Below are 25,608 nucleotides of genomic sequence, written 5' to 3' on the forward strand. Positions count from 1 at the left end.
GAGCTGGGGGGATTTGAACCCCCGTCCGAAATTACTACACCGTCGGCACTACATGCTTAGTCCAATCTTTACATTCGCCGGTCAGCTGCGGATGGACACGCCACTAACAAACTAGCCTGATTGGATTTAACGCTTCAGCCCCAGGCAGGACATCCACGCGATCTCTTTTGGGTTTGACCTCTCTTGATCCCCGTCCTAAGAGCGGAGGCTAGGGAGAGAGGGCTCTAAGCAGGGTATTAAGCTGCTAGTGCGTAGTTTTCGTCGTTTGCGACTATTTTTTTGCGGCTTTTTACGAGGCAAACCGCCCCTCGGCATGCTCCTTGGGCTTCGCAAATCCCGTCGAATCCAGAATCAGCCCCAAGTAACTGTGAGCAGTATAACAGAAGTTTACCCTGTTAAGCCAGCAGCTTAACGATTGGCATGCTTCATGATACGGGCTTTCGCCGTCTGCCATTCACGATCTTTGATGTCATCGCGCTTATCGTGTTCTTTCTTACCTTTGGCAACACCGATCTTCACCTTGCTCCAGGCATTTTTCCAATACATGGATAAGGCAACAAGAGTGTAGCCATCGCGGTTAACGCGGCCAATCAGCGAGTCGAGCTCACGTTTTTTTAGCAGCAGTTTGCGGGAACGTGTGGGATCGCATACTACATGGGTCGAAGCGACGTTCAGCGGTGTGATGGTGGCACCAAACAGATAGGCTTCACCGTTACGGAACATCACGTAGCTGTCGCTGATGTTAGCTTTGCCAGCACGCAGTGATTTTACTTCCCAACCTTGCAGCGACAAGCCCGCTTCAATCTCTTCTTCAATGAAGTATTCGAAACGTGCTCGCTTATTTTGCGCAATGGTAGCGGAACCGGGCTTGTAGGCTTTTTTCTTAGTCATAGTGTGAGCATTATACTAGATGCGGCAGCGAAAGAAATCCTTTCCCGTTCGGCACCTGCGCAATTTCATGCGTTTTTGCACCGTTAAATGTGCAGCGGATTTTTTGTCTGATGATAGATAAATGGTATTATCTGTACGTTTTATGTTTCACAGGAAATGATATGCCTCAGATCAGTCGGTCTGCATTGGTGCCGTTCAGCGCCGAGCAGATGTATCAGTTGGTTAATGATGTTCACTCTTATCCCGATTTTCTACCTGGTTGCACCGGTAGCCGGGTGATTGCTTATTCTCATAATGAAATGACCGCAGCGGTTGATGTTGCGAAAGCCGGTATCAGTAAGACGTTTACTACGCGTAACACGTTGCACGATAACCAACGCATTAACATGCAACTGGTTGATGGCCCGTTTCGTAAATTGATGGGGGGCTGGCAGTTCACCGCGTTGAGCCCAGAAGCCTGTAAGGTTGAATTGCATCTGGATTTTGAGTTCACCAACAAGCTGATCGAATTGGCTTTCGGTAAAGTATTCAAAGAGCTGGCGGGCAATATGGTGCAGGCGTTCACCCAGCGGGCAAAAGAGATTTACAATGTCTGAAATCCAGGTTGAGGTGGTTTACGCATTGCCAGAGCGCCAGTATGTGCGCCAGGTAAAATTGGCGCAGGGCAGTAGCGTTGAGCAGGCGATTTTGGCCTCTGGGTTGCTTGAACTGCGCAGTGATATCGATTTAAGCAGCAATAAAGTCGGGATCTACAGCCGACCTGCCAAATTGGGCGATGTGCTTAATGACGGTGACCGGGTGGAAATCTATCGGCCCTTGATTGCCGATCCTAAAGAACTGCGCCGCCAGCGGGCAGAGAAAGCAAAAAAATAAGGCGCAATTAGCGCCTTATTTTTCATCAGAATCTTATCTTCCGAGTTGCAGCCTGTGACTGTCGTAAAGAATGACGAACTTCCTCACGGGCCGGATGACAGATCCGGCTCAATTTACTGCGTCAGCGCGGTTTTATTCTGCATATCGGTCAGTACACCTGCACTGTCGAAAGTCAGTGTCAGCGTCTGTTGCGTGACTTTCTCATGGCCAGGCTGCTGGCGGAATACATAGAACCACGTCTTAGTGCCGAACGGATCCTGCATCATTGGCGTGCCCAACGTATAAGCAACCTGTTGTTGCGTCATTCCTTTGTGGACTTTCGCCACATCGGTGGATGTCAGGTAGTTACCCTGGTTGATATCAGGCCGGTAAACCACCTTCTCGAAAGTAGAACAGCCTGCAGTCAGCATCACAAGAACCACAGCGGCAGCTGTCAGCGTTTTACAGCGCATAGTAATCACATTCCTTTAGGGCATAGGATGCCGATGATAATAGACCTTGCAGCAGTTGGGAACCTTTACAGGGCTCCAATATGACCTCAGGAAAGCAAAAAAGTTATGCGGCCAGCAATTCTTTTGCGTTTGCCAGTGTGTTTTTAGTGACTGCGCTGCCACCGAGCAGGCGTGCCAGCTCTTGCAAACGGGCTCGTTTGTCGAGTGGCGACATCTGGGTTTCGGTTTCTGTGCCGTCAGTTTGTTTGCTGACAAAGAAATGCTGATGACCGCAACCGGCGACCTGCGGTAAGTGAGTTACACACATCACCTGGGTCGATTCGCCCAGTTGGCGCAGCAGGCGGCCAACAATCGCCGCCGTTGGGCCACTGATCCCGACATCGACTTCATCAAAAATCAAGGCCGGAGTTTCCATTTTACGAGCGGTAATCACCTGAATGGCTAACGCGATACGGGAAAGCTCACCGCCAGAAGCCACCTTGGCCAAAGGTTGCAACGGTTGCCCAGGGTTGGTGGAGACACAAAACTCGACGCGATTTGCCCCTTCACTGCTGAGATACTCGGGCTCAAAGCGTACATCGATATGGAATTTACCGTGCGGCATTGAGAGGGTATTCATGCTGTCGGTAATCAGTGCTGTCAGCTCTGCGGCATAATGCTGGCGTTTCTGATGGAGCTGTTCAGCCAGCACCAACGCTTGTTGATGATGCTGAGCAACCGCTGCGCTGAGATGCTGATGATCGCTTTCCTGTTGGGAAAGTAGCAGTTGCTCATCAAGCAACTGCTGATGCAGATTGGGCAACTCCTCTGGTGAAACATGATGCTTGCGTGCCAGGCTGATTTGGCGTGAAAGACGTTGTTCCAGCTCATACAACCGGTTGGGATCGAGATCCATGCGATCGGTGTAATGGCGCAGTTCGTCACTGGCTTCGCTGATTTGGATCGAGGCCTCTTCGAGCATATCCAGCAGGCCGTTGAGTTTTTCGTCCATGCTTGCCAGCTCAACCAGCAGATGCTTGGTGCTATAAAGCTGGCTGAGCATATTGTGTTCTTCATCATCGGCCAGCAGTTGCAATGCCTGTTGGCTGAGCGTCAACAATTGGCCGCTGTTAGCCAGGCGTTTGTATTCAGTGTCGATGAGTTCAAATTCCCCCGCCTGTGGGGCAAACTCGTTCAGCTCTTTCAACTGATATTGCAGCAGCTGTTTGCGGGCATCACGCTCAATGGATTGCTGCTGATGATGCGCCAGTTCGCGGCAACTTTGGTGCCAGCGCTGATAAGCTTGGCGCATTGCCGTTTGTAGCGCAGGCTCGCTGGCATAGGCGTCTAACAATTGTTTCTGGTGCTCGGGCTTTAGCAGCAACTGGTGTGCATGTTGGCCGTGGATCTGGATCAGACGTTGGCCCAGCTCACGCAGTTGAGAAAGCGGGACGGCAGTGCCGTTGATAAAACCGCGTGAACGGCCATCAGCACCAATCACGCGGCGTAGCAGGCATTCGTTGCTGTCATCAAGCTGGTTCTGTTCCAGCCATTCGCGGGCAGAAGGGGTATCTGCCAGAGAAAAGCGCGCACAGATATCGGCACGATTGGCCCCTAAACGAACGGCCTGGCCGTCGGCACGGTTACCGAGGCATAGACCGAGTGCATCAATGGCAATTGACTTACCGGCACCGGTTTCACCGGTAATTGCCGTCATGCCCGGTTGAAAATCGATCTCCAACTCACGAACGATAGCAAAGTTGCTGATGGTTAATTGTGCCAGCATAGGGACCTTCCTGTGTATAAAAACACAACTGTTATTTCATACAGTATAAACTGGTTTTATATACAGTAAAGTAGCTGGCACTATTTTTAGAACAATTTTTTTGACCACCCCAGTTTGGTGCTCAATGTATTGAAATAGCTGTAGTCCTTCGGATGAATAAGATTCAAGTGGAAGTCACTACGGCGAATCAAGACCTCTTCACCTTCCTGTATGGGCAATGCAATCTGGCTGTCGCAACTGATTTCCAGATCGCGGCCAACTTGGGAAAACTTCAGCCGAATAGTGCTGCTGCCATTGATGACCAGTGGCCGTGCGGAAAGCGTATGCGGGAACATCGGAACCAGCGCAATGGCTTCCAGCGAAGGGGTTAATATTGGCCCGCCAGCGGAAAGTGAATAGGCCGTAGAGCCGGTTGGGGTGGCAATGATCAGGCCGTCTGAACGTTGAGAAAATGCGAAGCGATCGTCAATATACACTTCAAATTCAATCATGTGTGCCACTTTGCCTGGATGCAGTACCACTTCGTTAATCGCGGTACTGACACGGCATTGCTGGTGCTCTTTATGCACGATGGTTTCTAACAAGAAACGTTGTTCGTCGATGTACTCACCTTCCAGCACGTCAGCCAGTTGCTGCAAAGCGTTATCAGGATCGAGATCGGTCAAGAAACCCAGATTGCCGCGGTTAACGCCGATCACCTTGATGTCGTAACGCGCCAGCACGCGCGCGGCTCCCAACATATTGCCATCACCGCCGACCACTACCGCCAGATCGGCCTGCTGACCAATGTCTGCCAGGCTGCCGGTGACAACGTCTTTCAGCCCGAGATCGTGGGCGATCTGGCGTTCAAGCATCACCGAATAACCACGGGCGACCAGCCAGTGGAACAGCATCTCATGCGTTGCTAGGGCCGAAGGGTGACGCGGGTGGCCAACAATGCCAATACATGTAAATTTTTTATTCATTGTTGTGATTTTCCTCACCAGGGCTGGTTTATGCCCCACATTGTGACCGGTTGACTTGAAACCCCGGTTTTGATCCCCATAATAAGCCAAGTTGCGAGATTAATGCTAAAACGCGGAGATATTCATGAGTAATAAAGAACAGAAGACGCCAAACGAGCAATTCTCGGAAGAGATGGAACAAGCTCAGCACGAGGAAACCCTGCCAGAGATGATGGAAGGTGTCGATCTGCGCGATGAACGCATTACTGAACTGGAGGCCCAACTGGCTGAGGTTCAGCAACGTGAGCGCGAAAGCCTGCTGCGTGCCAAGGCCGAGATGGAAAACGTCCGTCGTCGTACTGAGTTGGATATTGAAAAAGCGCACAAATTCGCTTTGGAGAAATTCTCTGGCGATCTGTTGCCTGTGATCGATAACCTTGAGCGTGCGCTTGAATTGGCAGACAAAAACAACCCGGATTTAGCTCCGATGATCGAAGGTATTGAGCTGACTCTGAAATCGCTGCTGGATGCGGTGCGTAAGTACGGTATTGAGATTGTTGGTGATATCAATGTGCCATTCAACCCAGATGTGCATCAGGCGATGAGCATGATGGAGTCTGATGAGCATCAACCAAACCATGTGATGATGGTGATGCAAAAAGGCTATACGCTGAATGGACGTCTGTTGCGCCCGGCCATGGTCGCGGTGGCTAAAACTAAAGCGTAAATTTGGGTAGTGATAAGCCAGGGCGCCCGAGGGCGCCCTTGTTGTTTGTCGCTGTATTAGGCTTGTGGTAAACGCGGTGTCCAGTCGATTGGCTGTGAGCCTTGCTGTTCAAGCAATTGATTAGCTTGTGAGAAATGGCGACAACCGAGAAAACCACGATGTGCGGAAAGCGGGGAAGGATGAGGCGCTTTCAGGACGTGATGGCGTTGGCGATCGATAAAGTTCCCTTTCTTTTGCGCATGTGAACCCCATAACAGAAATACCACTCCTTCACGATGTTCGTTCAGCGCAGCAATCACCTTATCGGTAAAGGTTTCCCAGCCCAGATTGGCATGAGAGTGTGCCTTACCCGCTTCAACGGTTAACACGGTATTCAGCAGCAGCACACCTTGCTCGGCCCAGCTTTGCAGGTAACCATGGTCTGGGCGTTCAAAACCGGGGATATCGGTCATCAGTTCCTTATACATATTGACCAATGATGGTGGTGCTGGGATGCCGGGGCGCACAGAAAATGACAGGCCGTGGGCCTGATTGGGGCCATGGTAAGGATCCTGCCCGAGGATAACTACTTTGACATCTGCCAGTTCAGTAAACCTGAAGGCATTAAACACGTCTTTTTGTGGTGGATAAATGGTCTTACCAGACTGGCGTTCTGTGGCAACAAAGGCGAGCGTTTCAAGAAAATAAGGTTGCTCTTTTTCTTTGCCAATGACGTCATGCCAGGTGAGGGAGGTAGACATAAACGCTCTCCTTTGTTTTTGTTAGCAATTCACTGTGCATAGCTTACCGCTTACCTTAGCGTAGTGAAACCCGCTTTTATCATTCGTTCCACAAGTCTGGTGGACCGGACATGCAAATATTTTTTAAAATTTACAAAAATAATTTTAAAGAGAGAAATGGTAAAATTGATATAAAACATGAATTTGCCTTTTCTGGCTATACTGACACCCCGCAAAAATTGACCTTAATCAAGGAATTCACCTGGTCAGACTGGTATACAGAACAATAAGACAACATTGGTTTTACCAAATAGCCGAAGCCCTTGGTGGGTTTTCGACAACGTAGAAATTTTTCTCCCTTATTACGGAGGCAACAAAATGATTACTGGTATTCAAATCACTAAAGCGAACAATCAGGCACTGGTGAACTCTTTCTGGCTGCTGGATGAAGAGAAGTCAGAAGCTCGCTGCGTGTGCGCCAAGGCTGATTATGCAGAAGATCAGATCGTTCCTGTCAGTGAACTGGGCCAGATCGAATATCGCGAAGTGCCAATGGAAATGCAGCCAACCGTGCGTGTTGAAGGTGGTCAGCACCTTAACGTGAACGTGCTGCGCCGTGAAACACTGGAAGATGCGGTTAAGAATCCGGAAAAATACCCGCAACTGACCATCCGTGTTTCTGGCTATGCAGTGCGCTTCAACTCACTGACACCAGAACAGCAACGTGACGTTATTGCACGTACCTTTACTGAAAGCCTGTAATTTCAGGCTGCAGTGCAAAGGGGGAGCTTCGGCTCCCCTTTTTAATGCATAGAAAGTAAGGTTGAGAACAGATATTTCCCGCTATTGGGAACATAAAAAAAACCGCCGATGAAAGGCGGTTCTCTACGGTTAAGGCAACGCTCTTATTCGGATTGAGCTTTTGGCTGGCGGCGTTTACCGACGTTTTTCGCGTCGCGATGGCGCACTTTCACCTTGGCTTTCTCTTTATTCTTCAGCTTGTCTTCTGCGCGTTTAGCCAGCACCTTCTTCGACGGTTTGCCGTTGCTCTTCTCGCTTGGTGGCTTGGTCGTCGGGCGCAGTTCATCAATCACGCGGGCTTTCAGGGGTTCATTCAGATAACGGCCCACTTTACCCAGCAACAGATGATCGTGTGCTTCAACCAAAGAAATTGCTGTACCTTTGCGCCCGGCGCGGCCAGTTCGGCCAATCCGGTGCAGATAGGTGTCTGCCGTGCGCGGCATGTCAAAGTTGAACACGTGGGTGATATCCAGAATATCCAGGCCACGAGCGGCAACGTCGGTAGCAACCAGCACGTTCACCCGGCCATCCATCATGCGTTTGACCGCTTCGTTACGCTTGGCCTGCACCATTTCACCTTCGAGATAGCAGGTGTTGATACCTGCCTCGCGCAGCCAAGCCGCCAGTTCATGCACTCGCTCACGTTTGCGCACGAAGATGACGGATTTTTGCACGTCTGGCTGTTTCAACAAATGCACCAGCAGGGCGGTTTTATGCTTCACGTCATCAGCACGGTAATACCACTGCAGGATTTTTTTGCGTTCGCGGCGTGAAGGGTCGGCTTCTACTTCCACCGGCTCTTTGAGAATGCGTTCGGCAAATTCACGAATGGCCTCGCCTTCCAGCGTTGCCGAGAACAGCAGCGTTTGGTTACGCCAGCGAGTTTCGGCAGAAATGGTTTCGATATCCTGAGCGAATCCCATATCAAGCATGCGATCGGCTTCGTCGAGGATCAGGGTTTCAACCGCGCGACAGTCAAAGTTTTCTTCTTTGATGTATTGCAGCAGGCGGCCAGTAGTGGCAACCACAATATCCTGGTTTTCACTGAACACTTCCGCGTGGTTCATGTAGGCCACGCCGCCAGTGATCGTGGCGACGTCCAACGAGGTATGAGCAGCTAATTCACGCGCCTGATCGGCTACCTGCATTGCTAGTTCGCGCGTTGGAGTCAGGATCAATACGCGCGGCGGGCCCGATTTCTTACGCGGGAAGTCGAGCAGGTGCTGCAAAACGGGCAGTAAAAATGCGGCGGTTTTGCCGGTGCCAGTCGGAGCCGAACCTAATACATCGCGCCCATCCATGGCCGGCGGGATCGCTTCGGCTTGAATTGCGGTGGGGCGATCGTAGCCTTTATCACGCAATGCGGTGATTAGGCGTTCATCGAGTTCGAGTTCGGAAAATTGGGTTGCTGTCATGGTCTACCTCTACTTGGGGCGCCGATTATAGACGGGTTAGCCTCAGGGTTCACCCTTTTTAAGGAAAGCATCTCTTTTACCCTGGATCAGATTGCCTTATGCTACGCCAGTTTTGTCTCCAGGTGGCTATTGTGCGTAATCAAACTACAACCAAACCGACGCCGCGCCGTGGCGGGTTTACCTTCAAGCAATTTTTTGTTGCCCACGATCGCTGTGCGATGAAAGTGGGTACTGATGGCGTGATGCTTGGTGCCTGGGTGGCATTAGGGCAGGCTCGGCGGATCCTGGATATTGGTTGTGGTAGCGGATTAATTGCGCTGATGCTGGCGCAGCGGGCGGCGACGGAGGTGATCATCGACGCGGTTGAACTGGATCATGCCGCTGCCGTTCAGGCTCGTGAAAATGTGCTGGAATCGCCCTGGCCGCAAAAGATTAACGTGCATAGCCAAGATATCCACCATTTTGCCCAACAACATACACATTACTATGACCTGATCGTTAGCAATCCACCGTACTTTGAGTCCGCTGTCGCCTGCCGCGATCTGGCCCGAACCCACGCCCGTTATACCGAAACCCTGACTCATGATGCTCTGCTGGATTGTGCCGAGCGTTTGCTCAATGAGGGCGGCTATTTTTGCGTAGTGTTGCCCTATGGGATTGGTGAAGCGTTTGAAGTAAACGCACACCAACGTGGTTGGCAGACTGCCCGGCGGCTGAATATCAGCGATCGGGCCGATACGCAGAAGCACCGCATGTTGCTGGCGCTGGCTCGCAGCCCGGTAGAAAAGGAAGAAACTGAATTGGCGATAAAATTGGTGGATGGCAGCTATACCGCTGATTTCCGCCAGTTGATTACTGATTTCTATCTGAATTATTGAAGTTCCCCTCTCAGAACAAGAGGGGAAACAGGTTCAAGGCTGCAGAATGGTTGGTTTGGGTTCTGGCAGCATATCGGGGTAATCCAGGGTGAAATGCAGCCCACGGCTTTCTTGGCGCGCCATTGCGCTGCGTACGATCAGTTCCGCTACTTGCACCAGATTGCGTAACTCTAACAGGTTGTTGGAGATACGGAAGTTGGCATAGTACTCGTCGATCTCCTGCTGCAGCATATTGATGCGTCGCAGTGCGCGTTCCAGGCGTTTGGTGGTGCGTACAATGCCCACATAATCCCACATAAACAGCCGCAGTTCGTGCCAGTTATGCTGGATCACCACGCGCTCGTCGGAGTCATCTACCCGGCTTTCATCCCATTGCGGCAACTGTTTGGCGAGCTTGATGGTGGGCAGACGCGTCAGAATATCTTCGGCGGCAGACCAGCCGTAAACCAGGCATTCCAGCAGTGAATTAGACGCCATGCGGTTGGCACCGTGCAGGCCGGTATAGCTGACCTCGCCGATGGCGTATAAACCATCCAGATCGGTTCGCCCATGCTGATCGACCATGACGCCGCCGCAGGTGTAGTGCGCTGCAGGCACAATCGGGATCGGCTGTTTGGTCAGATCAAACCCCAGCGTCAGCAGTTTTTCGTGGATCATCGGGAAATGCTGGGTGATAAATTCGGCTGGTTTATGGCTGATGTCCAGATACATGCAGTCTGCACCCAGGCGTTTCATTTCATGGTCAATGGCGCGTGCCACGATATCGCGCGGAGCCAACTCGCCACGTGGATCGAAATCGGGCATAAAACGGCTGCCGTCTGGGCGTTTCAAATAAGCCCCTTCGCCGCGCAGCGCTTCTGTCAGCAGGAAGTTACGCGCCTGCGGGTGGAACAGGCAGGTCGGGTGGAACTGGTTGAACTCCAGATTGGCAACCCGGCAGCCAGCACGCCAGGCCATGGCAATGCCGTCGCCGGAGGAGATATCCGGGTTGGTAGTGTACTGATAGACCTTGGCGGCGCCGCCAGTGGCTAATACCACCGTTTTGGCGCGATAAGTCTCTACCTGCTCCTGCTCGCGGTTCCAAACGTAAGCGCCCACTACGCGTTTAGTGCCCGGCAGGCCGATTTTATTGGAGGTGATCAGGTCAACCGCATTGTGGCGTTCCATCACACAAATATTGGGGTGAGCGCTTGCTTTCCCTACCAGGGTGGTCTCTACTTCTTTACCGGTAGCATCTGCTGCGTGCAAGATACGGCGGTGGCTGTGCCCGCCTTCACGCGTCAGGTGGTAGCGTTCTTCACCTCGGGAGTTGGTTTCGGTGTCAAACAGAACACCCTGATCGATCAACCACTGTACGCAGTGGCGTGCGTTTCCAGCAATAAATTCGACGGCGTCTTTATCACACAGACCGGCTCCGGCAATCAGAGTGTCATCAACGTGTGAGGCAATGCTGTCCGTTTCGTCAAACACTGCGGCGATCCCGCCTTGAGCGTAAAAGGTTGCGCCTTCATTCAGAGGGCCTTTGCTGAGTACGGTAACCTTACAATGTTGCGCCAGACGCAAGGCCAGTGACAAGCCCGCAGCACCGCTGCCGACGATCAGTACATCGCTAACATATTCAGATGATGGTTGCATAACGTATGATGTGTGCAGAAGAAGAGTGAAATTCATGTTAGCCTACTTGTCCGGGCAAAAGCCACGGGTAGGGTGACATCAGCAGAAAAACAATGGCGATATGGAACTTCGTGTTCCATATGAACTCCAAGCGAGTGCTTGCTCAGGAAGATTAATGTATGGCTGGCAGTACTATTTTACGCGTGGAGACGGATTTGGGGAGAGTTTACCTCGGATGAGCGAGCAGTTAACGGATCAGGTGCTGGTTGAGCGAGTCCAGAAAGGCGATCAGAAGTCTTTTAACCTGCTGGTAGTGCGTTATCAGCATAAGGTGGCGAGTCTGGTTTCCCGCTATGTGCCGCAGGGTGATGTGCCTGATGTGGTGCAGGAGTCGTTTATTAAAGCCTATCGCGCACTGGAGTCATTCCGCGGTGATAGCGCCTTTTATACCTGGTTATATCGAATCGCCGTGAACACGGCAAAAAATTACCTGGTTGCTCAGGGGCGGCGTCCACCGTCAAGCGATGTGGATGCTAACGATGCTGAAAATTACGAAAGTGCCGGTGCACTGAAAGAAATTTCGAACCCTGAGAACTTAATGTTGTCAGAAGAGTTGAGACAGATAGTTTTCCGTACGATTGAGTCACTTCCCGAGGATCTTCGCATGGCGATTACCTTGAGGGAGTTAGATGGCCTAAGCTATGAAGAGATAGCCGCTATCATGGACTGCCCGGTGGGAACAGTACGTTCGCGTATTTTCCGTGCCAGGGAAGCTATCGATAACAAAGTTCAACCACTGATCCAACGCTAGCGATAGCGGACACAGGAAGGGTACTTAGGTATGCAGAAAGAAAAGCTTTCCGCTCTGATGGATGGTGAAACGCTCGACAATGAGCTGTTAAGTTCATTGTGCAAAGATAAAGCGCTTCAACAAAGCTGGCAGAGCTATCACCTGATCCGTGACACATTACGGGGTGATATAGGGCAAGTCATGCATCTCGATATCGCAGATCGTGTTGCCGCAGCGCTGGAGAAAGAACCTGTTCGTCTGGTTCCTTCAGCCGTTACCGAGTCTCAGCCTGAGCCTCGCACTTGGGGAAAAATGCCTTTCTGGAACAAGGTTCGTCCTTGGGCCAGTCAAATCACACAAGTTGGTGTGGCCGCCTGTGTGTCTCTGGCCGTGATTGTAGGCGTGCAGCACTATAACCAGCCAAATGTGCAATCCGGTGTTTCTGAAACGCCTGTGTTCAATACATTGCCGATCATGGGGCAGCCTTCTCCGGTGAGTTTGGGCGTGCCAGCAGATAGCTTATCTACCGGCAGTGGTCAGCAACAGCAGGTTCAGGAACAACGTAAGCGTATCAACGCTATGCTGCAGGACTATGAACTGCAGCGCCGTCTGCATTCTGATCAGTTGCAGCTTGAACAGAGTTCTCCACAACAAGCGGCTGTTCAGGTTCCTGGAACCCAGTCTTTAGGAATGCAACAGCAGTAATGAAGCAAATCTGGTTCTCCGTCTGTCTACTGACGGGCAGCCTGCTCTCTTCAAACATCGCCGCAGCGCAGCAGAGTGCGTCTGTGGCGATGTTGCAACAAATGAGCAGCGCTAGCCGTTCACTCAATTATGAACTCGCCTATATCAGCATCAGCAAACAGGGGATAGAGTCGTTGCGTTATCGTCACGCAGTGATCGATAAGCAACCTCTGGGGCAACTGTTGCATATGGATGGCCCGCGCCGTGAAGTGTTGCAGCGCGGTGGTGGGATCAGCTATTTCGAACCTGGTCTTGAGCCTTTCACCTTATCCGGCGATCATATCGTTGATGTGTTGCCTTCGATTGCCTATGCCGATTTCAATTATCTGGCGAAGTACTACGACATCATTGCCGTTGGCCAAACCCGTATCTCCGATCGTCCGAGCGAAGTGTTCCGCGTTGTTGCGCGTGATGGCTCGCGTTATAGCTATGTGGTCTGGCTGGATACGGAGAGCAAACTGCCACTGCGGGTGGATCTGCTCGATCGTGATGGTGAAACGTTAGAACAGTACCGGGTGATCTCATTCGTGATGGGCGATCAGGTGAAGAACGTGATGCGCGGGTTACTCAAGGCTAATCTGCCACCATTGCTGTCGTTGCCTGCCGCAGAAAATACTCAGTTGAGCTGGAGCACGGGCTGGTTGCCTGCTGGCGTCAATGAGGTTGCTCGTAATCGCCGCAAGTTGCCGAATGTTGAGGAGCTTGTTGAATCGCGGCTCTACAGCGACGGGTTATTCAGCTTTTCAGTGAACGTCACTCCATCAGGTAACAAGGCTGGTCAGCAGTTTTACCGTCAAGGCCGCCGCACTATTCAGACCGAAATTCGTAATGGCAATGAAATTACCGTGGTGGGTGAACTGCCGCCATCAACGGCTAAACGGATTGCTGACAGCATTTCTTTCAAGGTATCACCGCCATGATCAAAGAGTGGGCAACCGTGGTTTCATGGCAGCAAGGCGTGGCGTTGCTGCGCTGCGAACCTAAGGCGGGTTGTGGCAGTTGTAAGGCGCGTTCTGGTTGTGGTGCTCATGCGTTGAATGAACTGGTAGCAGAAAATGAGCATCATTTGCAGGTGCGTATTGAGCAGCCGCTTGAGCCAGGGCAACGGGTTGAGGTGGGTATTGCTGAAGGCAGCTTATTGCGTTCGGCAGTGCTGGTTTATATGACCCCGTTGCTTGGCATGATGCTTGGTGGCGGTTTACTGCAATGGTGGATGGGCAGCGATGCTGCGGCCCTGCTCGGTGCCGTTGTCGGTGGCACTTCGGCTTTCTTCGTGGCCCGGTTGCTGGCGACGCGGCTTGGCGAACAGGCCGAATACCAGCCAGTAGTACTGCAAATCGGCTTACCGCCGGGCGTTCTGCGTTTGCATCCAGAGAGTGATACTCCGTTCTAAAATTATCGTCAGGTTCTGTCATGCTGCGCGGGTGGATGTGTATGTAATGGCAGAAACCACTCTAGCGGCCTCCTCATTTCCCACGCTTGAATCAGCGAGCTTGTCGTGATTGTTATTTACTAATAGCTCCTTTCAAAACTCCTGACGCTCTGCAACACTAAAGTAAGCATAATACAGTGCTGTCACTGCACCGAGCGCTAGGTTTTCAGTGGTGTGGCATGTAGAATGCTGCGATTCAGGCGAAAGATGGCCGAACGAACCCATTCACTGTCGCTTTATGTCCATGCGGGTTTCCATAGGCGAGTAATTCAGAAATACCAAGGCAGAAAAACTTTTATAATGAAGCATATACGAAATTTCTCCATTATTGCCCATATTGACCACGGTAAGTCGACGCTGTCAGACCGTATTATTCAAATCTGCGGTGGCTTGACCGAGCGTGAAATGGCGGCGCAGGTTCTAGATTCAATGGATCTGGAGCGTGAGCGCGGTATTACCATCAAAGCGCAGAGCGTAACGCTCGATTACCACGCTCCTGATGGTCAAACATATCAGCTTAACTTTATTGATACTCCAGGGCACGTTGACTTCTCTTATGAGGTTTCTCGTTCTTTGGCTGCCTGTGAAGGCGCATTACTGGTGGTAGATGCCGGGCAGGGCGTAGAAGCTCAGACATTGGCTAACTGCTATACCGCACTGGACATGAATCTGGAAGTGGTGCCGGTCTTGAACAAGATCGACCTGCCAGCCGCCGATCCCGATCGTGCAGCGCAGGAAATCGAAGATATCGTGGGTATTGATGCTACCGATGCGGTTCGCTGTTCAGCGAAGACCGGTTTGGGCGTGCCAGAGGTTCTGGAGCGCCTGGTGCGCGATATTCCGCCGCCAGAAGGTGACCCTGATGCACCACTGCAGGCATTGATTATTGACTCTTGGTTCGACAACTATCTGGGCGTGGTTTCTCTGATTCGCGTCAAGAACGGTACGCTGCGCAAGGGTGACAAGGTCAAGGTCATGAGCACCGGCCAAACTTATAACGCGGATCGTCTGGGTATTTTCACGCCAAAGCGTGTTGACCGCGAGGTGTTGAACTGTGGCGAAGTGGGTTGGCTGGTTTGTGCAATCAAAGACATTCTTGGTGCACCGGTAGGGGATACTCTGACACTGGCGCGTCAACCGGCAGAAAAAATGCTGCCGGGTTTCAAGAAAGTGAAGCCACAGGTCTACGCAGGCCTGTTCCCAATCAGCTCTGACGACTACGAAGCCTTCCGCGATGCGTTGGGTAAACTGAGCCTGAACGATGCTTCCCTGTTCTACGAACCAGAAAGCTCCACGGCGCTGGGCTTCGGTTTCCGCTGCGGTTTCCTGGGCTTACTGCACATGGAGATCATTCAGGAGCGTTTGGAGCGTGAGTATGATCTGGAACTGATCACCACCGCCCCAACGGTAGTTTATGAAGTCGAAACTACCAGCAAAGAAACTATTTATGTCGATAGCCCTTCCAAGCTGCCGCCGCTGAACAATATTGCCGAACTGCGCGAGCCGATTGCTGAATGTCATATGCTGATGCCGCAGGAATATCTCGGCAACGTGATTACGCTGTGCATTGAGAAACGTGGCGTACAGACCAACATGGTTTACCACGGTAATCAGGTGGCGTTGACCTACGAAATTCCAATGGCAGAAGTGGTGCTCGACTTCTTCGATCGCCTGAAGTCAACCTCGCGTGGTTATGCGTCGCTTGATTATAACTTCAAACGTTTCCAGACCTCTGACATGGTGCGTGTTGATGTGTTGATCAACAACGAACGTGTGGATGCGCTGGCGTTGATCACTCACCGTGATAACTCCCAGTATCGTGGCCGTGATTTGGTGGAGAAGATGAAAGAGCTGATCCCTCGCCAGCAGTTCGACATTGCGATTCAGGCAGCGATTGGCACTCACATTATCGCGCGTGCCACAGTGAAACAACTGCGTAAAAACGTTCTGGCGAAGTGTTACGGCGGGGACGTGAGCCGTAAGAAGAAACTGCTGCAGAAACAGAAAGACGGTAAGAAACGCATGAAGCAGGTGGGTAACGTTGAGTTGCCGCAGGAAGCCTTCCTGGCCATTCTGCACGTAGGCAAAGACAGCAAGTAAGAGCGGAAGCTCGTTTAACGAGGAAGTTTGCATGGCGAATATGTTTGCCTTGATCCTGGCAATCGCAACACTGGTGACCGGGATCATCTGGTGCTTTGAACGCTTTAAATGGGCTCCTGCACGCCGGGCGAAAGTTGCGGCGATCAATGCCCAGGCTACGGGTGAGATTGACCCAAGCGTGCTGGCGCAAGCGGCGAAGCAACCGAGTTGGGTTGAAACCGGCTCTTCGGTTTTCCCGGTATTGTTACTGGTGTTTGTGGTGCGTTCGTTTATTTACGAACCTTTCCAGATCCCTTCCGGTTCAATGATGCCAACGCTGCTGATCGGCGATTTTATTCTGGTGGAAAAGTTTGCCTACGGTATTAAAGACCCGATCACCCAGACGACGCTCATTCCTACGGGTCAGCCGAAGCGTGGTGATATTGCGGTATTTAAATACCCGCGCGATCCAAAATTGGACTATATCAAACGTGTGATTGGCCTGCCGGGCGATCGTGTGAGCTATGATCCGATCAATAAACGCGTCACGATACAGCCATCCTGTAATAGCGGTCAGTCATGCGATACTGCACTGGCAGTGACTTACAGCGATGTGCAGCCAAGTGATTTCGTGCAAATGTTCAGCCGTAGTGGCATGAGTGAAGCCAGCAATGGTTTCTTCCAGATCCCGTTGACCGACAATGTGCCACCTGGCGGTATCCGCCTGAGTGAGCGTAAGGAAACCTTGGGTGACGTAACCCATCGTATTCTGACCGTGCCTGGTACGCAGGATCAGATCGGCGCTTATTATCAACAACCGGGCCAGCAATTAGCTGAGTGGGTTGTTCCTGCTGGTCATTATTTCATGATGGGCGACAACCGGGATAATAGTGCTGACAGCCGTTATTGGGGCTTTGTGCCGGAACGCAATCTGGTGGGTAAAGCAACAACGATCTGGATGAGTTTTGAAAAGCAGGAAGGTGAATGGCCAACTGGCGTTAGATTAAGCCGTATTGGCGGAATTCATTAATATACCTGTCATGCTCCGAGTTGCTTGGGTGATAGCGCAAGCAACTCGAATTATTTAGGGTATAGGCGTTTTACCTTTTATCTTTAACCGCCGTCGGTATGGTTGCGGTTAAAAACCCACAAGTTATATATAAACGCAGCATTATATTTCCACTCGTTGTAGAATATGTTTTCGAGCGATAAAAAGTTGGCTTCTTGTCGGAGCCACTGCAAACGAAACAGCTTTGGGTTGGTTTCAACTAAGCAGGCCTGTTCCGTATGCTGCAAGTTTTTGACGCATTCTTGATCTATTGGTAACTCATGAACCCCATCGTAATAAACAGGCTGCAGCGGAAGCTGGGCTATACTTTTCAACAGCAGGAGCTCTTACTGCAAGCGTTGACTCACCGTAGCGCCAGCAGTAAACACAACGAACGTCTTGAGTTTCTGGGTGATTCTATTCTTAGTTTCGTCATTGCCAATGCGCTTTATCACCGTTTTCCTCGCGTAGACGAAGGTGACATGAGCCGCATGCGTGCCACACTGGTGCGTGGTAACACTCTGGCGGAAATGGCGCGTGAATTTGATCTGGGCGAGTGTCTGCGCCTTGGGCCGGGAGAGTTGAAAAGTGGTGGATTCCGCCGCGAATCAATTCTGGCGGATACGGTTGAGGCATTAATTGGTGGCGTGTTCCTGGATAGCGATATTCAAACCGTCGAACGCCTGATTTTGGACTGGTATCGTAGCCGGTTGGACGAAATTAGCCCCGGTGATAAGCAGAAAGACCCGAAAACCCGTTTGCAGGAGTTTTTACAAGGTCGCCATCTGCCGTTGCCTTCCTATCTGGTAGTGCAGGTTCGCGGTGAGGCGCACGATCAGGAGTTTACCATCCACTGCCAAGTGAGCGGTTTGAGCGAACCTGTGATGGGTACGGGTTCAAGCCGGCGCAAAGCTGAGCAAGCGGCAGCGGAACAAGCCATGAAAAAGCTGGAGCTTGAATGAGCGAAGAAAAACAATACTGTGGTTTTATTGCGATCGTCGGTCGCCCCAACGTGGGTAAATCCACGTTGCTCAACCAACTGCTGGGGCAAAAAGTCTCCATCACCTCGCGTAAACCGCAGACTACCCGTCACCGCATTATGGGGATCCATACTGAAGGGCCTTACCAGGCTATCTATGTGGATACCCCCGGGTTGCATATCGAAGAAAAACGCGCCATCAACCGTTTGATGAACCGTGCGGCCAGCAGTTCGATCGGCGACGTTGAGCTGGTGATCTTCGTGGTTGAAGGCACCCATTGGACTGACGATGACGAAATGGTGGTGAACAAATTGCGTAGCCTGAAATGCCCGGTTCTGTTGGCGATCAACAAGGTCGACAACGTTACCGACAAATCCAAGCTATTGCCGCATATTTCGTTCCTTAGCCAGCAGATGAATTTCCTTGATGTGGTACCTATCTCCGCAGAAAAGGGCACGAATCTGGATACGATCGCCGGTATCGTGCGTAAACTGTTGCCGGAAGCGGAGCACCATTTCCCAGACGATTATATTACCGACCGTTCCCAGCGTTTTATGGCGTCAGAAATCATCCGTGAAAAACTGATGCGTTTTTTGGGCGAGGAACTGCCTTACTCTGTGACGGTGGAAATCGAACAGTTTGTGGCCAACGATCGCGGTGGTTATGATATTCATGGCCTGATTCTGGTGGAACGTGAAGGCCAGAAGAAAATGGTTATCGGTAATAAAGGTTCGAAAATCAAAACTATCGGCATTGAAGCCCGTCAGGATATGGAACAGATGTTTGAAGCCAAAGTGCATCTGGAACTGTGGGTGAAAGTGAAATCCGGCTGGGCAGACGACGAACGTGCGCTGCGTAGCCTGGGCTATGTTGACGATTTGAAGTAACCCCTCTGATGGATGGCTGGGAGCGCGCCTTCGTCCTGCATGGGCGGCCATACAGTGAAACCAGCCTGATGCTGGATTTGTTCACCGAAGGCCATGGACGGGTGCGCTTGCTGGCAAAAGGCGCACGCCGTCGCCGTTCCAGTCTGAAAGGATGTTTACAGCCTTTCACCCCTCTGTTAGTACGCTGGGGCGGGCGTGGTGAAGTTAAAACGCTGCGCAGCGCCGAAGCCGTTTCTCTCGGTTTACCCCTCAGTGGCATGATGCTTTATAGCGGCCTGTACGTGAACGAGTTGCTGTCGCGGGTGCTGGAGCAGGAAGGCAACTATTCGGTACTGTTCTTCGATTATCTGCAATGCTTACAGGCATTGGCGGCGGAGGACAGTTCACCGGAGCAGGCTCTGCGCCAATTCGAACTGGCCCTGTTGGGCCATCTCGGTTATGGCCTGGATTTCCTGCACTGTGCTGGCAGCGGTGAGCCGGTAGATGATGGCATGACCTACCGGTATCGCGAAGAAAAAGGCTTTATCGCCAGCCTGGTGGTCGATCACTACAGCTTTACTGGTCGTGAACTGCGTGCTTTGGCCGAGCGACAATTCCCCGATGCACAAACTCTGCGGGCGGCCAAACGTTTTACCCGTATCGCGCTGAAACCCTACCTTGGCGGCAAACCGCTGAAAAGCCGTGAGCTGTTCCGTCAGTTCGTGCGTAAGCAACCCAACACTCCTGTCGACGAAACCTAATCTCTTTCTGCTTTTGCCGCTTTCCACAGGCGTGTAAACTGCTGCTACTGAACATTGTTATTTAGAGGATTGTCATGGCTGATTTGCTGCTGGGCGTTAATATTGATCATATCGCCACGTTACGGAATGCGCGCGGAACCCACTATCCAGATCCGGTCCAGGCGGCGTTTATTGCCGAGCAGGCGGGTGCCGATGGAATTACCGTTCATCTGCGTGAAGATCGCCGCCACATTACCGATCGTGACGTGCGGATCCTGCGCCAGACGATTCAGACGCGCATGAATCTGGAAATGGCGGTTACCGACGAAATGCTGGATATCGCCATTGAGCTGAAGCCGCATTTTTGCTGCCTGGTGCCAGAAAAACGCCAGGAAGTGACCACTGAAGGCGGGCTTGATGTCGCTGGGCAACTGGACAAAATGGCCGTAGCGGTTGAGCGGCTATCCCAAGCCGGGATCCTGGTGTCACTGTTTATTGACGCTGACCATCGCCAGATCGACGCCGCCGTTGCCGTTGGCGCGCCTTATATCGAGATCCACACTGGTGCTTATGCGGAAGCCGTAGGCGAACTGGCCGTTCAGGCCGAACTAAATCGTATCGCCAAAGCAGCAACCTATGCTGCGAGCAAAGGGTTAAAAGTGAATGCCGGTCATGGTCTGACTTATCACAATGTTCAACCGATTGCGGCAATGCCGGAGATGCATGAACTGAATATTGGTCATGCGATTATCGGCCAGGCGGTGATGAGCGGTTTATCAGCGGCGGTTGCCGACATGAAACTGCTGATGCGAGAAGCGCGTCGCTAATGGCGATCCTTGGCTTAGGTACTGACATCGTCGAGATCGCTCGTATCGAAGCGGTGGTTGAACGCAGCGGCGATCGTTTGGCGCGCCGCGTATTGAGCCCAGCTGAATGGGAAGCCTATCAGCAGCATCAACAGCCGATACGTTTTCTTGCCAAGCGCTTTGCGGTGAAAGAAGCTGCCGCTAAAGCCTTTGGCACTGGTATCCGCAACGGGCTGGCTTTCAATCATTTCGAAGTGTTTAACGATGGTCTGGGCAAACCCAATCTGCGCTTGCACCAGGCCGCCGCTGAACTGGCGCTGAAAATGGGGGTTGTCTCGATCCACGTCTCTCTGGCTGATGAGCGCCGTTATGCCTGTGCAACCGTGATTATCGAAGGGTGATGGGTCCCGCTTAGCACAGGGGCTCAGTATGTCAGATCCCGGTGCTGGATTGTAGGCTCAGCACGGTTTACAGGCGATCGGCGTGGTGCAGCAGCACAAACTTTTCCCACAGTTGCTCCTGCGTTTCGGTATGCTGCGGATCGGTAATGATGGTGTTATCGATCGGGCAAACCTGCTGGCAGGTTGGCGTATCATAATGGCCGACGCACTCGGTGCAGCGATTGGCATCGATCTGGTAAATTTCATCCCCCATCGAAATGGCCTGATTTGGGCATTCCGGTTCGCACATATCGCAATTGATACAGCGTTTGGTAATCAATAGGGCCATTGCAGTAATTTACCTTTCTATCTCGTCATTTCAATCAGTTAAACGTCTATACCCGTCATACTTCAAGTTGCTTGGGTGTTGGCTGCCCTCACTCACCCCAGTCACTTACTCAAGTAAGCTCCTGGGGATTCATTCGGTTGCTGCCTACAAGCAACTCGAATTATTTTGGGTATAGCATGTTCCGATGAGGAATGGATCGGCCTGATCGTCCAAAAGAGCGATACTTCGCTTGATAAGCCGGAGCTACCCGAAAACATGGCTACGCCGCGCACTGTATCACAGAATTCTTTGCATAAGAATCGGCGCTGTATTGGCAAGTCATTTCCTGCGTTAAATAAAGATATATCCTGTAATTTTGGGGGGATCTGAGCGCTGATTGCTGTTTAACCAAAAGATGATTCTACTTTAGGTATTTCTTAATACATTAAGAACATTAAAATAGGCATCAATACTTATTCTAATTTAATTTTTCTTAATTTCTTATTTTTTAATAAGAAAATTACTGATCTTTAATTAATCGATAAAATAATCGAATTATTTAGATTGTTTTTTGGGCTTTATATCTGTGTTAACATTTATTTTTCTAATGATTTTGTTGCCGCTGGGACAGCATCAATAGTCATGTAAGGCGATTAATACAATAAATGGAGGTTTAACATGGTATCTCGTAGACGATTTCTTCTGGGTTGTGGCGCTATAGGTGCTGGAAGTATCACTGGCCTGAATTCAACTTCGGCACATGCAACAATATCTGCACTCAATACGCTGAAATATAAAATTCACGCTCCTGAGTTGTTCCAAACCGTAAAACGGCCACCGGCTCATACACCTGTTATCGTTATCGGTTCCGGTTTTGGTGGCGCGGTTGCCGCTTTACGTTTCTCACAAGCAGGTGAGAAAGTGACCGTATTGGAAAGGGGCTTCAAATGGCCCACCGGGCCTTTCCGTACTGCGTTTACCAACGACACATTACCTGATGGCCGGGCATTCTGGCATCGTACCAGCGCCAAAATGATCGCGGGCAATACGGCTTATTTTGATAAGTTTGCCGGGGTGATGGACGCCACTGATTATGCCAATATGACGGTATGGCGAGGTGCCGCAGTGGGCGGTGGCTCTGTTATTTTTACCGGTGTGATGATCCAACCGGAACGCCAGTATTTCGACGCCATCTTTGGTGGTGGTGTCAATTACGACGAAATGGATAAAAAATATTATCCGCTAGTGCGTAAAATGTTGAACCTCAATTCAATCCCACTGGATATTTATAATAGTGCGCCATTTGGGCACTCTCGCGTTTGGGACCAGCAGTCAAGAAAAGCGGGTTATACCACTTCACCTATCGACTCGATCTTTAACTGGGATGTTATCAGAGCCGAATTGACAGGGCGCAGCTTACCTTCGGCAATCGCCGGTGCCAGTAACCATGGCAACAGTAACGGTGCCAAATATGATTTAAACCAGAACTACTTAAAACAGGCCGAAGCCACCGGGCTAACGACGATTTATCCAGGGCATGAAGTTTCTGATATTTCCTGGGATGGCCGCCGTTATCTGATCAGCGTGATTCAATCTTCGCCTGAAGGTAACCAACTGAACCGTTATGAACTCTCTTGTGACCGCCTGGTCTTGGCAGCTGGTTCGATTGGCACCACGGAATTGCTGGTCAAAGCGCAGGCCAAGGGCACCTTGCCGGATCTGAATGAAGAAATCGGCCAAGGCTGGGGGACCAACGGCGACACTATCGTGACGCGTAGTTTCTCCCCTATCAAAGGTCTGCAACAGGCTTCACCAAGCGCTTCCCGTATTCATGATAGAAATGCTGGCCTGCCAGTGACCTTGGAGAACTGGTACGTGCCGGGTGTGCCGGTCAACCTGGGGATTATCGGCTCGCTGGGGATGGCGTTTGATGAAACCAATCGCGGGAACTTTGTCTATGATAAGGCCAAGGGTAAGGTCAATCTGCGCTGGGCTGCCAATGGCAATGCTGACATCGTAGAAGCTGCCCGCTATGTGAATAATCGGATTTGTGATGCCAATGGCATTGTCCCTGGCGTACCGATTTTTAAAGAGGACGTTGCCGGTATGAACTGGACGGCGCACCCACTGGGCGGAGCCGTACTGGATAAAGCGCTGGATAATGAAGGGCGCGTCATTGGCTATAACGGTTTGTACGTGATGGATGGCGCAGCCATTCCAGGCTCAACGGGTTCAGTTAACCCGTCCCTGACCATCACCGCTCTGGCAGAACGTAATATAGAGCGCATTATTGCTGCTGGGGGCTGATGCCCATTACGCCCGCATAAGTTTTTAATTCACCGGCTGCGTTGCCAAACGCAGCCTATCTCCCGAGTTTTTTCACCAGTTGCTCACTGTGGCGGATGCGCCCACAGGCGTGTTCAAGATCGTGTTGGATCAGTGCCATAAACAGCAAGTCGGTCAGGGCAAACTGTGCTGTACTGGAAGAGATCGCGGCACTGCGGGTATTGGGTTCTTCGGCGATGGTATACAGGCAGTGGTCGGCGCGCTGCTGCAGGCTATTGGGGGAGAAACTGGTCAGTGCCAACACCTGCGCACCAGCAATACGGGCTTCTTCTGCGGCCAGATTGATCTCGCGCCGTTCGCCGCTGAATGAAATTGCCAGCAGGAGATCGTCTTTACTCAGTGCTTGCACGGTGGCTAACTGAACGTGCATATCTGCTTCTGCCACCGCCATCACGCCAATTTTCAGCAGCTTGAATGAAAGATCTTTTGCCACTAACCCGGAAGCGCCGAGCCCAACCAGCACCACCCGCCGAGCCGTACGCAGCATATCCAGAGCTGTATTCAGCCGCTGCTCACTGTTGATATCCAGCGTTGCGCGTAATGCCGCCTGCTTTTCCGCCAGCAACTTTTCACCTACGGTTTTTAGGGGATCACTGCTGAGGATCTGATTATGGACGGTGACGATAGGTTCTGACTGTGGTTGTGCCAGTGCTTCGCTCAGGGCCAGTTTCAGGGCAGGGAAACCTTTATAACCCATTTTTTGGGCAAACTTGACTACGCTGGATTGGCTGACGCCTGCTAACTGAGCTAATTTTTGCGAGCTAAGATGGCGAGCCTGTTCGGCATTATGCAGCAGAAAATCGGCCAGCTTGCGGTCATTTTGAGCCAGTGTCGGGTACATCTGGCGGATGCGAAGAAGGGTGCTCATCAGGTTGTGTTCCGTAATGGGTTGTGGTGCTGTCAGCCAACGGAAAAACTTTTTTCCTTTGAACCAGCAGGCATTTTGCCACGCGCTAGCGAAAGGATTAACGAAAAGTTTTGTAATTTCGCCCTTAAAATAGCAAATACCCCGCATTATGTTGATAAAATATTCAGATGTTTATTTAATTTTATGAATTAAAAATTCAAGGTGATGAAATGAACTTAGGTGCATTAGTGTCAGAAACCCGTAATCCTGCATCCATGATGCTGGATGAAATGTCGTCGCTCGAGATGATGATCTGCTTTAATAACGAAGATCGTAAAGTCCCTGAGGCTATTGCCAAGGTGTTGCCTGAGATCGCTCAGGCCGTGGATTTTGCTGCTGCTGCTTTGCAGGCCGGTGGGCGTCTGATTTATCTGGGGGCAGGGACCAGTGGCAGGTTGGGGATACTGGATGCATCTGAGTGCCCGCCAACCTTCGGCGTGCCACACGATCTGGTGATCGGATTGATCGCTGGTGGGCCGGGGGCGATGTTTAAAGCGGTAGAAGGCGCGGAAGATGACGTTTCGCTGGGTGAAGCTGACCTGAAAGCGTTAAATCTGACAGCACGTGATGTGGTCATTGGTTTGGCGGCCTCTGGGCGCACGCCTTATGTCATTGGGGCATTGCAGTTTGCCCGTCAACTGGGCTGCCCGACAGTGGCGATCTCTTGTAATCCAGACTCGCCGATTGCCAGAGAAGCGCAGGTGGCTATCTCGCCGGTTGTGGGCCCGGAAGCCCTAACCGGTTCTACCCGTATGAAGTCGGGCACGGCGCAAAAGCTGGTGCTGAATATGATCTCTACCGGTGCGATGGTCAAGCTGGGTAAGGTCTATCAGAACTTGATGGTAGATGTGAAAGCGACCAATGAAAAACTTGTGGATCGCGCCTGCCGCATTGTGATGGAGGCTACCGGTGCCGTTCGCAGCCAGGCAGAAGAGGCCCTGGCCCAAACCGGGTTTGAGGTAAAACCGGCGATCCTGATGATTCTGGCTGATGTTACGGCTACCGAAGCGCAACAGCGATTGCAGAAGCATCAGGGATATTTGCGTGCGGCATTGATGGGGTAAATTGACCTAATCGCTGAGG

The 25,608-nt window shown here is 51.5% G+C and carries 27 protein-coding genes and 1 other RNA gene; 18 read left to right on the forward strand and 10 right to left on the reverse strand.

The features are described from left to right. Positions 1 to 359, reverse strand: a transfer-messenger RNA (tmRNA) gene (ssrA, locus tag IV04_RS25325); the annotation flags it as partial. Positions 360 to 408: 49 nt separating this feature from the next. Next, on the reverse strand, positions 409 to 891 hold the full coding sequence (gene smpB, locus IV04_RS14965) for an SsrA-binding protein SmpB (protein WP_037395318.1): 483 nt from the start codon (positions 889 to 891) through the stop codon (positions 409 to 411). Positions 892 to 1,052: 161 nt separating this feature from the next. Between smpB and IV04_RS14970 the strand changes: the two genes are divergently transcribed. Beyond that, positions 1,053 to 1,487, forward strand: a complete 435-nt coding sequence (locus IV04_RS14970) for a type II toxin-antitoxin system RatA family toxin (protein WP_037395320.1) — start codon at positions 1,053 to 1,055, stop codon at positions 1,485 to 1,487. After that, on the forward strand, positions 1,480 to 1,764 hold the full coding sequence (locus tag IV04_RS14975) for an RnfH family protein (protein WP_037395322.1): 285 nt from the start codon (positions 1,480 to 1,482) through the stop codon (positions 1,762 to 1,764). The genes IV04_RS14970 and IV04_RS14975 overlap by 8 nt, the downstream gene beginning before the upstream one ends. A gap of 113 nt (positions 1,765 to 1,877) precedes the next feature. Here IV04_RS14975 and bamE read toward each other — a convergent pair whose 3' ends face one another. The 3 genes from bamE to nadK all read right to left on the reverse strand — a co-directional run bounded on the left by bamE (position 1,878) and on the right by nadK (position 4,946). Beyond that, a complete protein-coding gene (gene bamE / locus IV04_RS14980) occupies positions 1,878 to 2,216 on the reverse strand; it encodes an outer membrane protein assembly factor BamE (protein ID WP_037395323.1) in 339 nt (112 codons plus the stop codon). A gap of 103 nt (positions 2,217 to 2,319) precedes the next feature. Further along, positions 2,320 to 3,981, reverse strand: coding sequence for a DNA repair protein RecN (recN, locus tag IV04_RS14985; RefSeq protein ID WP_037395324.1), 1,662 nt, complete (start codon positions 3,979 to 3,981; stop codon positions 2,320 to 2,322). A gap of 86 nt (positions 3,982 to 4,067) precedes the next feature. After that, the gene (gene nadK, locus IV04_RS14990) at positions 4,068 to 4,946 is read right to left on the reverse strand and encodes an NAD(+) kinase (protein WP_037395325.1); all 879 of its coding nucleotides are present in this window, start codon (positions 4,944 to 4,946) and stop codon (positions 4,068 to 4,070) included. 124 nt (positions 4,947 to 5,070) lie between these two features. Here nadK and grpE point away from each other — a divergent pair, with 124 nt between their 5' ends. Next, positions 5,071 to 5,652, forward strand: coding sequence for a nucleotide exchange factor GrpE (gene grpE, locus IV04_RS14995; protein WP_037395326.1), 582 nt, complete (start codon positions 5,071 to 5,073; stop codon positions 5,650 to 5,652). A gap of 56 nt (positions 5,653 to 5,708) precedes the next feature. Here grpE and ung read toward each other — a convergent pair whose 3' ends face one another. After that, on the reverse strand, positions 5,709 to 6,392 hold the full coding sequence (gene ung, locus IV04_RS15000) for a uracil-DNA glycosylase (RefSeq protein ID WP_037395328.1): 684 nt from the start codon (positions 6,390 to 6,392) through the stop codon (positions 5,709 to 5,711). Between the two features lie 357 nt (positions 6,393 to 6,749). On the opposite strand from ung, the gene grcA reads away from it, so the two are divergent. Further along, positions 6,750 to 7,133 carry an autonomous glycyl radical cofactor GrcA gene (gene grcA, locus IV04_RS15005; RefSeq protein ID WP_021178913.1) on the forward strand — a complete coding sequence of 128 codons (384 nt, stop codon included), beginning with the start codon at positions 6,750 to 6,752 and terminating at the stop codon, positions 7,131 to 7,133. Positions 7,134 to 7,276: 143 nt separating this feature from the next. Here grcA and srmB read toward each other — a convergent pair whose 3' ends face one another. Next, on the reverse strand, positions 7,277 to 8,587 hold the full coding sequence (gene srmB, locus IV04_RS15010) for an ATP-dependent RNA helicase SrmB (protein WP_037395330.1): 1,311 nt from the start codon (positions 8,585 to 8,587) through the stop codon (positions 7,277 to 7,279). A gap of 98 nt (positions 8,588 to 8,685) precedes the next feature. Here srmB and IV04_RS15015 point away from each other — a divergent pair, with 98 nt between their 5' ends. Continuing rightward, on the forward strand, positions 8,686 to 9,465 hold the full coding sequence (locus tag IV04_RS15015) for a tRNA1(Val) (adenine(37)-N6)-methyltransferase (RefSeq protein WP_037395331.1): 780 nt from the start codon (positions 8,686 to 8,688) through the stop codon (positions 9,463 to 9,465). A 33-nt stretch (positions 9,466 to 9,498) separates the two neighbouring features. On the opposite strand, the gene nadB is transcribed toward IV04_RS15015, so the two are convergent. Beyond that, positions 9,499 to 11,100, reverse strand: coding sequence for an L-aspartate oxidase (gene nadB, locus IV04_RS15020; protein ID WP_197062137.1), 1,602 nt, complete (start codon positions 11,098 to 11,100; stop codon positions 9,499 to 9,501). Between the two features lie 214 nt (positions 11,101 to 11,314). Between nadB and rpoE the strand changes: the two genes are divergently transcribed. From rpoE to acpS, 11 genes are all read left to right on the forward strand, one after another. Further along, positions 11,315 to 11,890, forward strand: a complete 576-nt coding sequence (gene rpoE, locus IV04_RS15025; RefSeq protein ID WP_004929136.1) for an RNA polymerase sigma factor RpoE — start codon at positions 11,315 to 11,317, stop codon at positions 11,888 to 11,890. 30 nt (positions 11,891 to 11,920) lie between these two features. Further along, entirely contained in the window at positions 11,921 to 12,574 is a 654-nt protein-coding gene (gene rseA / locus IV04_RS15030) for an anti-sigma-E factor RseA (protein ID WP_037395335.1), read from the forward strand. Next, a complete protein-coding gene (gene rseB, locus IV04_RS15035; RefSeq protein ID WP_037395337.1) occupies positions 12,574 to 13,533 on the forward strand; it encodes a sigma-E factor regulatory protein RseB in 960 nt (319 codons plus the stop codon). Before rseA ends, rseB begins: the two co-directional genes overlap by 1 nt. After that, on the forward strand, positions 13,530 to 14,006 hold the full coding sequence (gene rseC, locus IV04_RS15040; RefSeq protein ID WP_037395338.1) for a SoxR-reducing system protein RseC: 477 nt from the start codon (positions 13,530 to 13,532) through the stop codon (positions 14,004 to 14,006). The genes rseB and rseC overlap by 4 nt, the downstream gene beginning before the upstream one ends. 339 nt (positions 14,007 to 14,345) lie before the next feature. Further along, on the forward strand, positions 14,346 to 16,145 hold the full coding sequence (lepA, locus tag IV04_RS15045) for a translation elongation factor 4 (protein WP_037395339.1): 1,800 nt from the start codon (positions 14,346 to 14,348) through the stop codon (positions 16,143 to 16,145). 31 nt (positions 16,146 to 16,176) lie between these two features. After that, the gene (gene lepB, locus IV04_RS15050) at positions 16,177 to 17,154 is read left to right on the forward strand and encodes a signal peptidase I (protein ID WP_037395341.1); all 978 of its coding nucleotides are present in this window, start codon (positions 16,177 to 16,179) and stop codon (positions 17,152 to 17,154) included. Positions 17,155 to 17,453: 299 nt separating this feature from the next. Beyond that, complete coding sequence (gene rnc, locus IV04_RS15060; protein WP_037395344.1) at positions 17,454 to 18,134, forward strand: ribonuclease III; 681 nt, start codon at positions 17,454 to 17,456, stop codon at positions 18,132 to 18,134. Then, entirely contained in the window at positions 18,131 to 19,039 is a 909-nt protein-coding gene (gene era / locus IV04_RS15065; RefSeq protein ID WP_037395345.1) for a GTPase Era, read from the forward strand. The genes rnc and era overlap by 4 nt, the downstream gene beginning before the upstream one ends. A gap of 8 nt (positions 19,040 to 19,047) precedes the next feature. Further along, positions 19,048 to 19,779 (forward strand): DNA repair protein RecO, encoded by a 732-nt coding sequence (gene recO, locus IV04_RS15070; protein WP_037395346.1) that lies wholly within the window; start codon positions 19,048 to 19,050, stop codon positions 19,777 to 19,779. A gap of 74 nt (positions 19,780 to 19,853) precedes the next feature. Continuing rightward, entirely contained in the window at positions 19,854 to 20,585 is a 732-nt protein-coding gene (gene pdxJ, locus IV04_RS15075; protein ID WP_037395348.1) for a pyridoxine 5'-phosphate synthase, read from the forward strand. Next, a complete protein-coding gene (acpS, locus tag IV04_RS15080) occupies positions 20,585 to 20,965 on the forward strand; it encodes a holo-ACP synthase (protein WP_037395350.1) in 381 nt (126 codons plus the stop codon). Before pdxJ ends, acpS begins: the two co-directional genes overlap by 1 nt. A gap of 67 nt (positions 20,966 to 21,032) precedes the next feature. On the opposite strand, the gene IV04_RS15085 is transcribed toward acpS, so the two are convergent. Beyond that, the gene (locus IV04_RS15085) at positions 21,033 to 21,293 is read right to left on the reverse strand and encodes a YfhL family 4Fe-4S dicluster ferredoxin (RefSeq protein WP_037395352.1); all 261 of its coding nucleotides are present in this window, start codon (positions 21,291 to 21,293) and stop codon (positions 21,033 to 21,035) included. 657 nt (positions 21,294 to 21,950) lie between these two features. Here IV04_RS15085 and IV04_RS27035 point away from each other — a divergent pair. After that, complete coding sequence (locus IV04_RS27035; RefSeq protein ID WP_037395354.1) at positions 21,951 to 23,579, forward strand: GMC oxidoreductase; 1,629 nt, start codon at positions 21,951 to 21,953, stop codon at positions 23,577 to 23,579. Between the two features lie 55 nt (positions 23,580 to 23,634). Here IV04_RS27035 and IV04_RS15095 read toward each other — a convergent pair whose 3' ends face one another. After that, positions 23,635 to 24,486 carry a MurR/RpiR family transcriptional regulator gene (locus IV04_RS15095; protein WP_037395356.1) on the reverse strand — a complete coding sequence of 284 codons (852 nt, stop codon included), beginning with the start codon at positions 24,484 to 24,486 and terminating at the stop codon, positions 23,635 to 23,637. Between the two features lie 209 nt (positions 24,487 to 24,695). On the opposite strand from IV04_RS15095, the gene murQ reads away from it, so the two are divergent. Beyond that, a complete protein-coding gene (murQ, locus tag IV04_RS15100; protein ID WP_037395357.1) occupies positions 24,696 to 25,589 on the forward strand; it encodes an N-acetylmuramic acid 6-phosphate etherase in 894 nt (297 codons plus the stop codon). Positions 25,590 to 25,608 lie beyond the last annotated feature (19 nt).

It is taken from the genome of Serratia sp. Ag1, from assembly GCF_000743355.1.
In the GTDB taxonomy this organism is placed as follows: Bacteria; Pseudomonadota; Gammaproteobacteria; order Enterobacterales; family Enterobacteriaceae; genus Chania.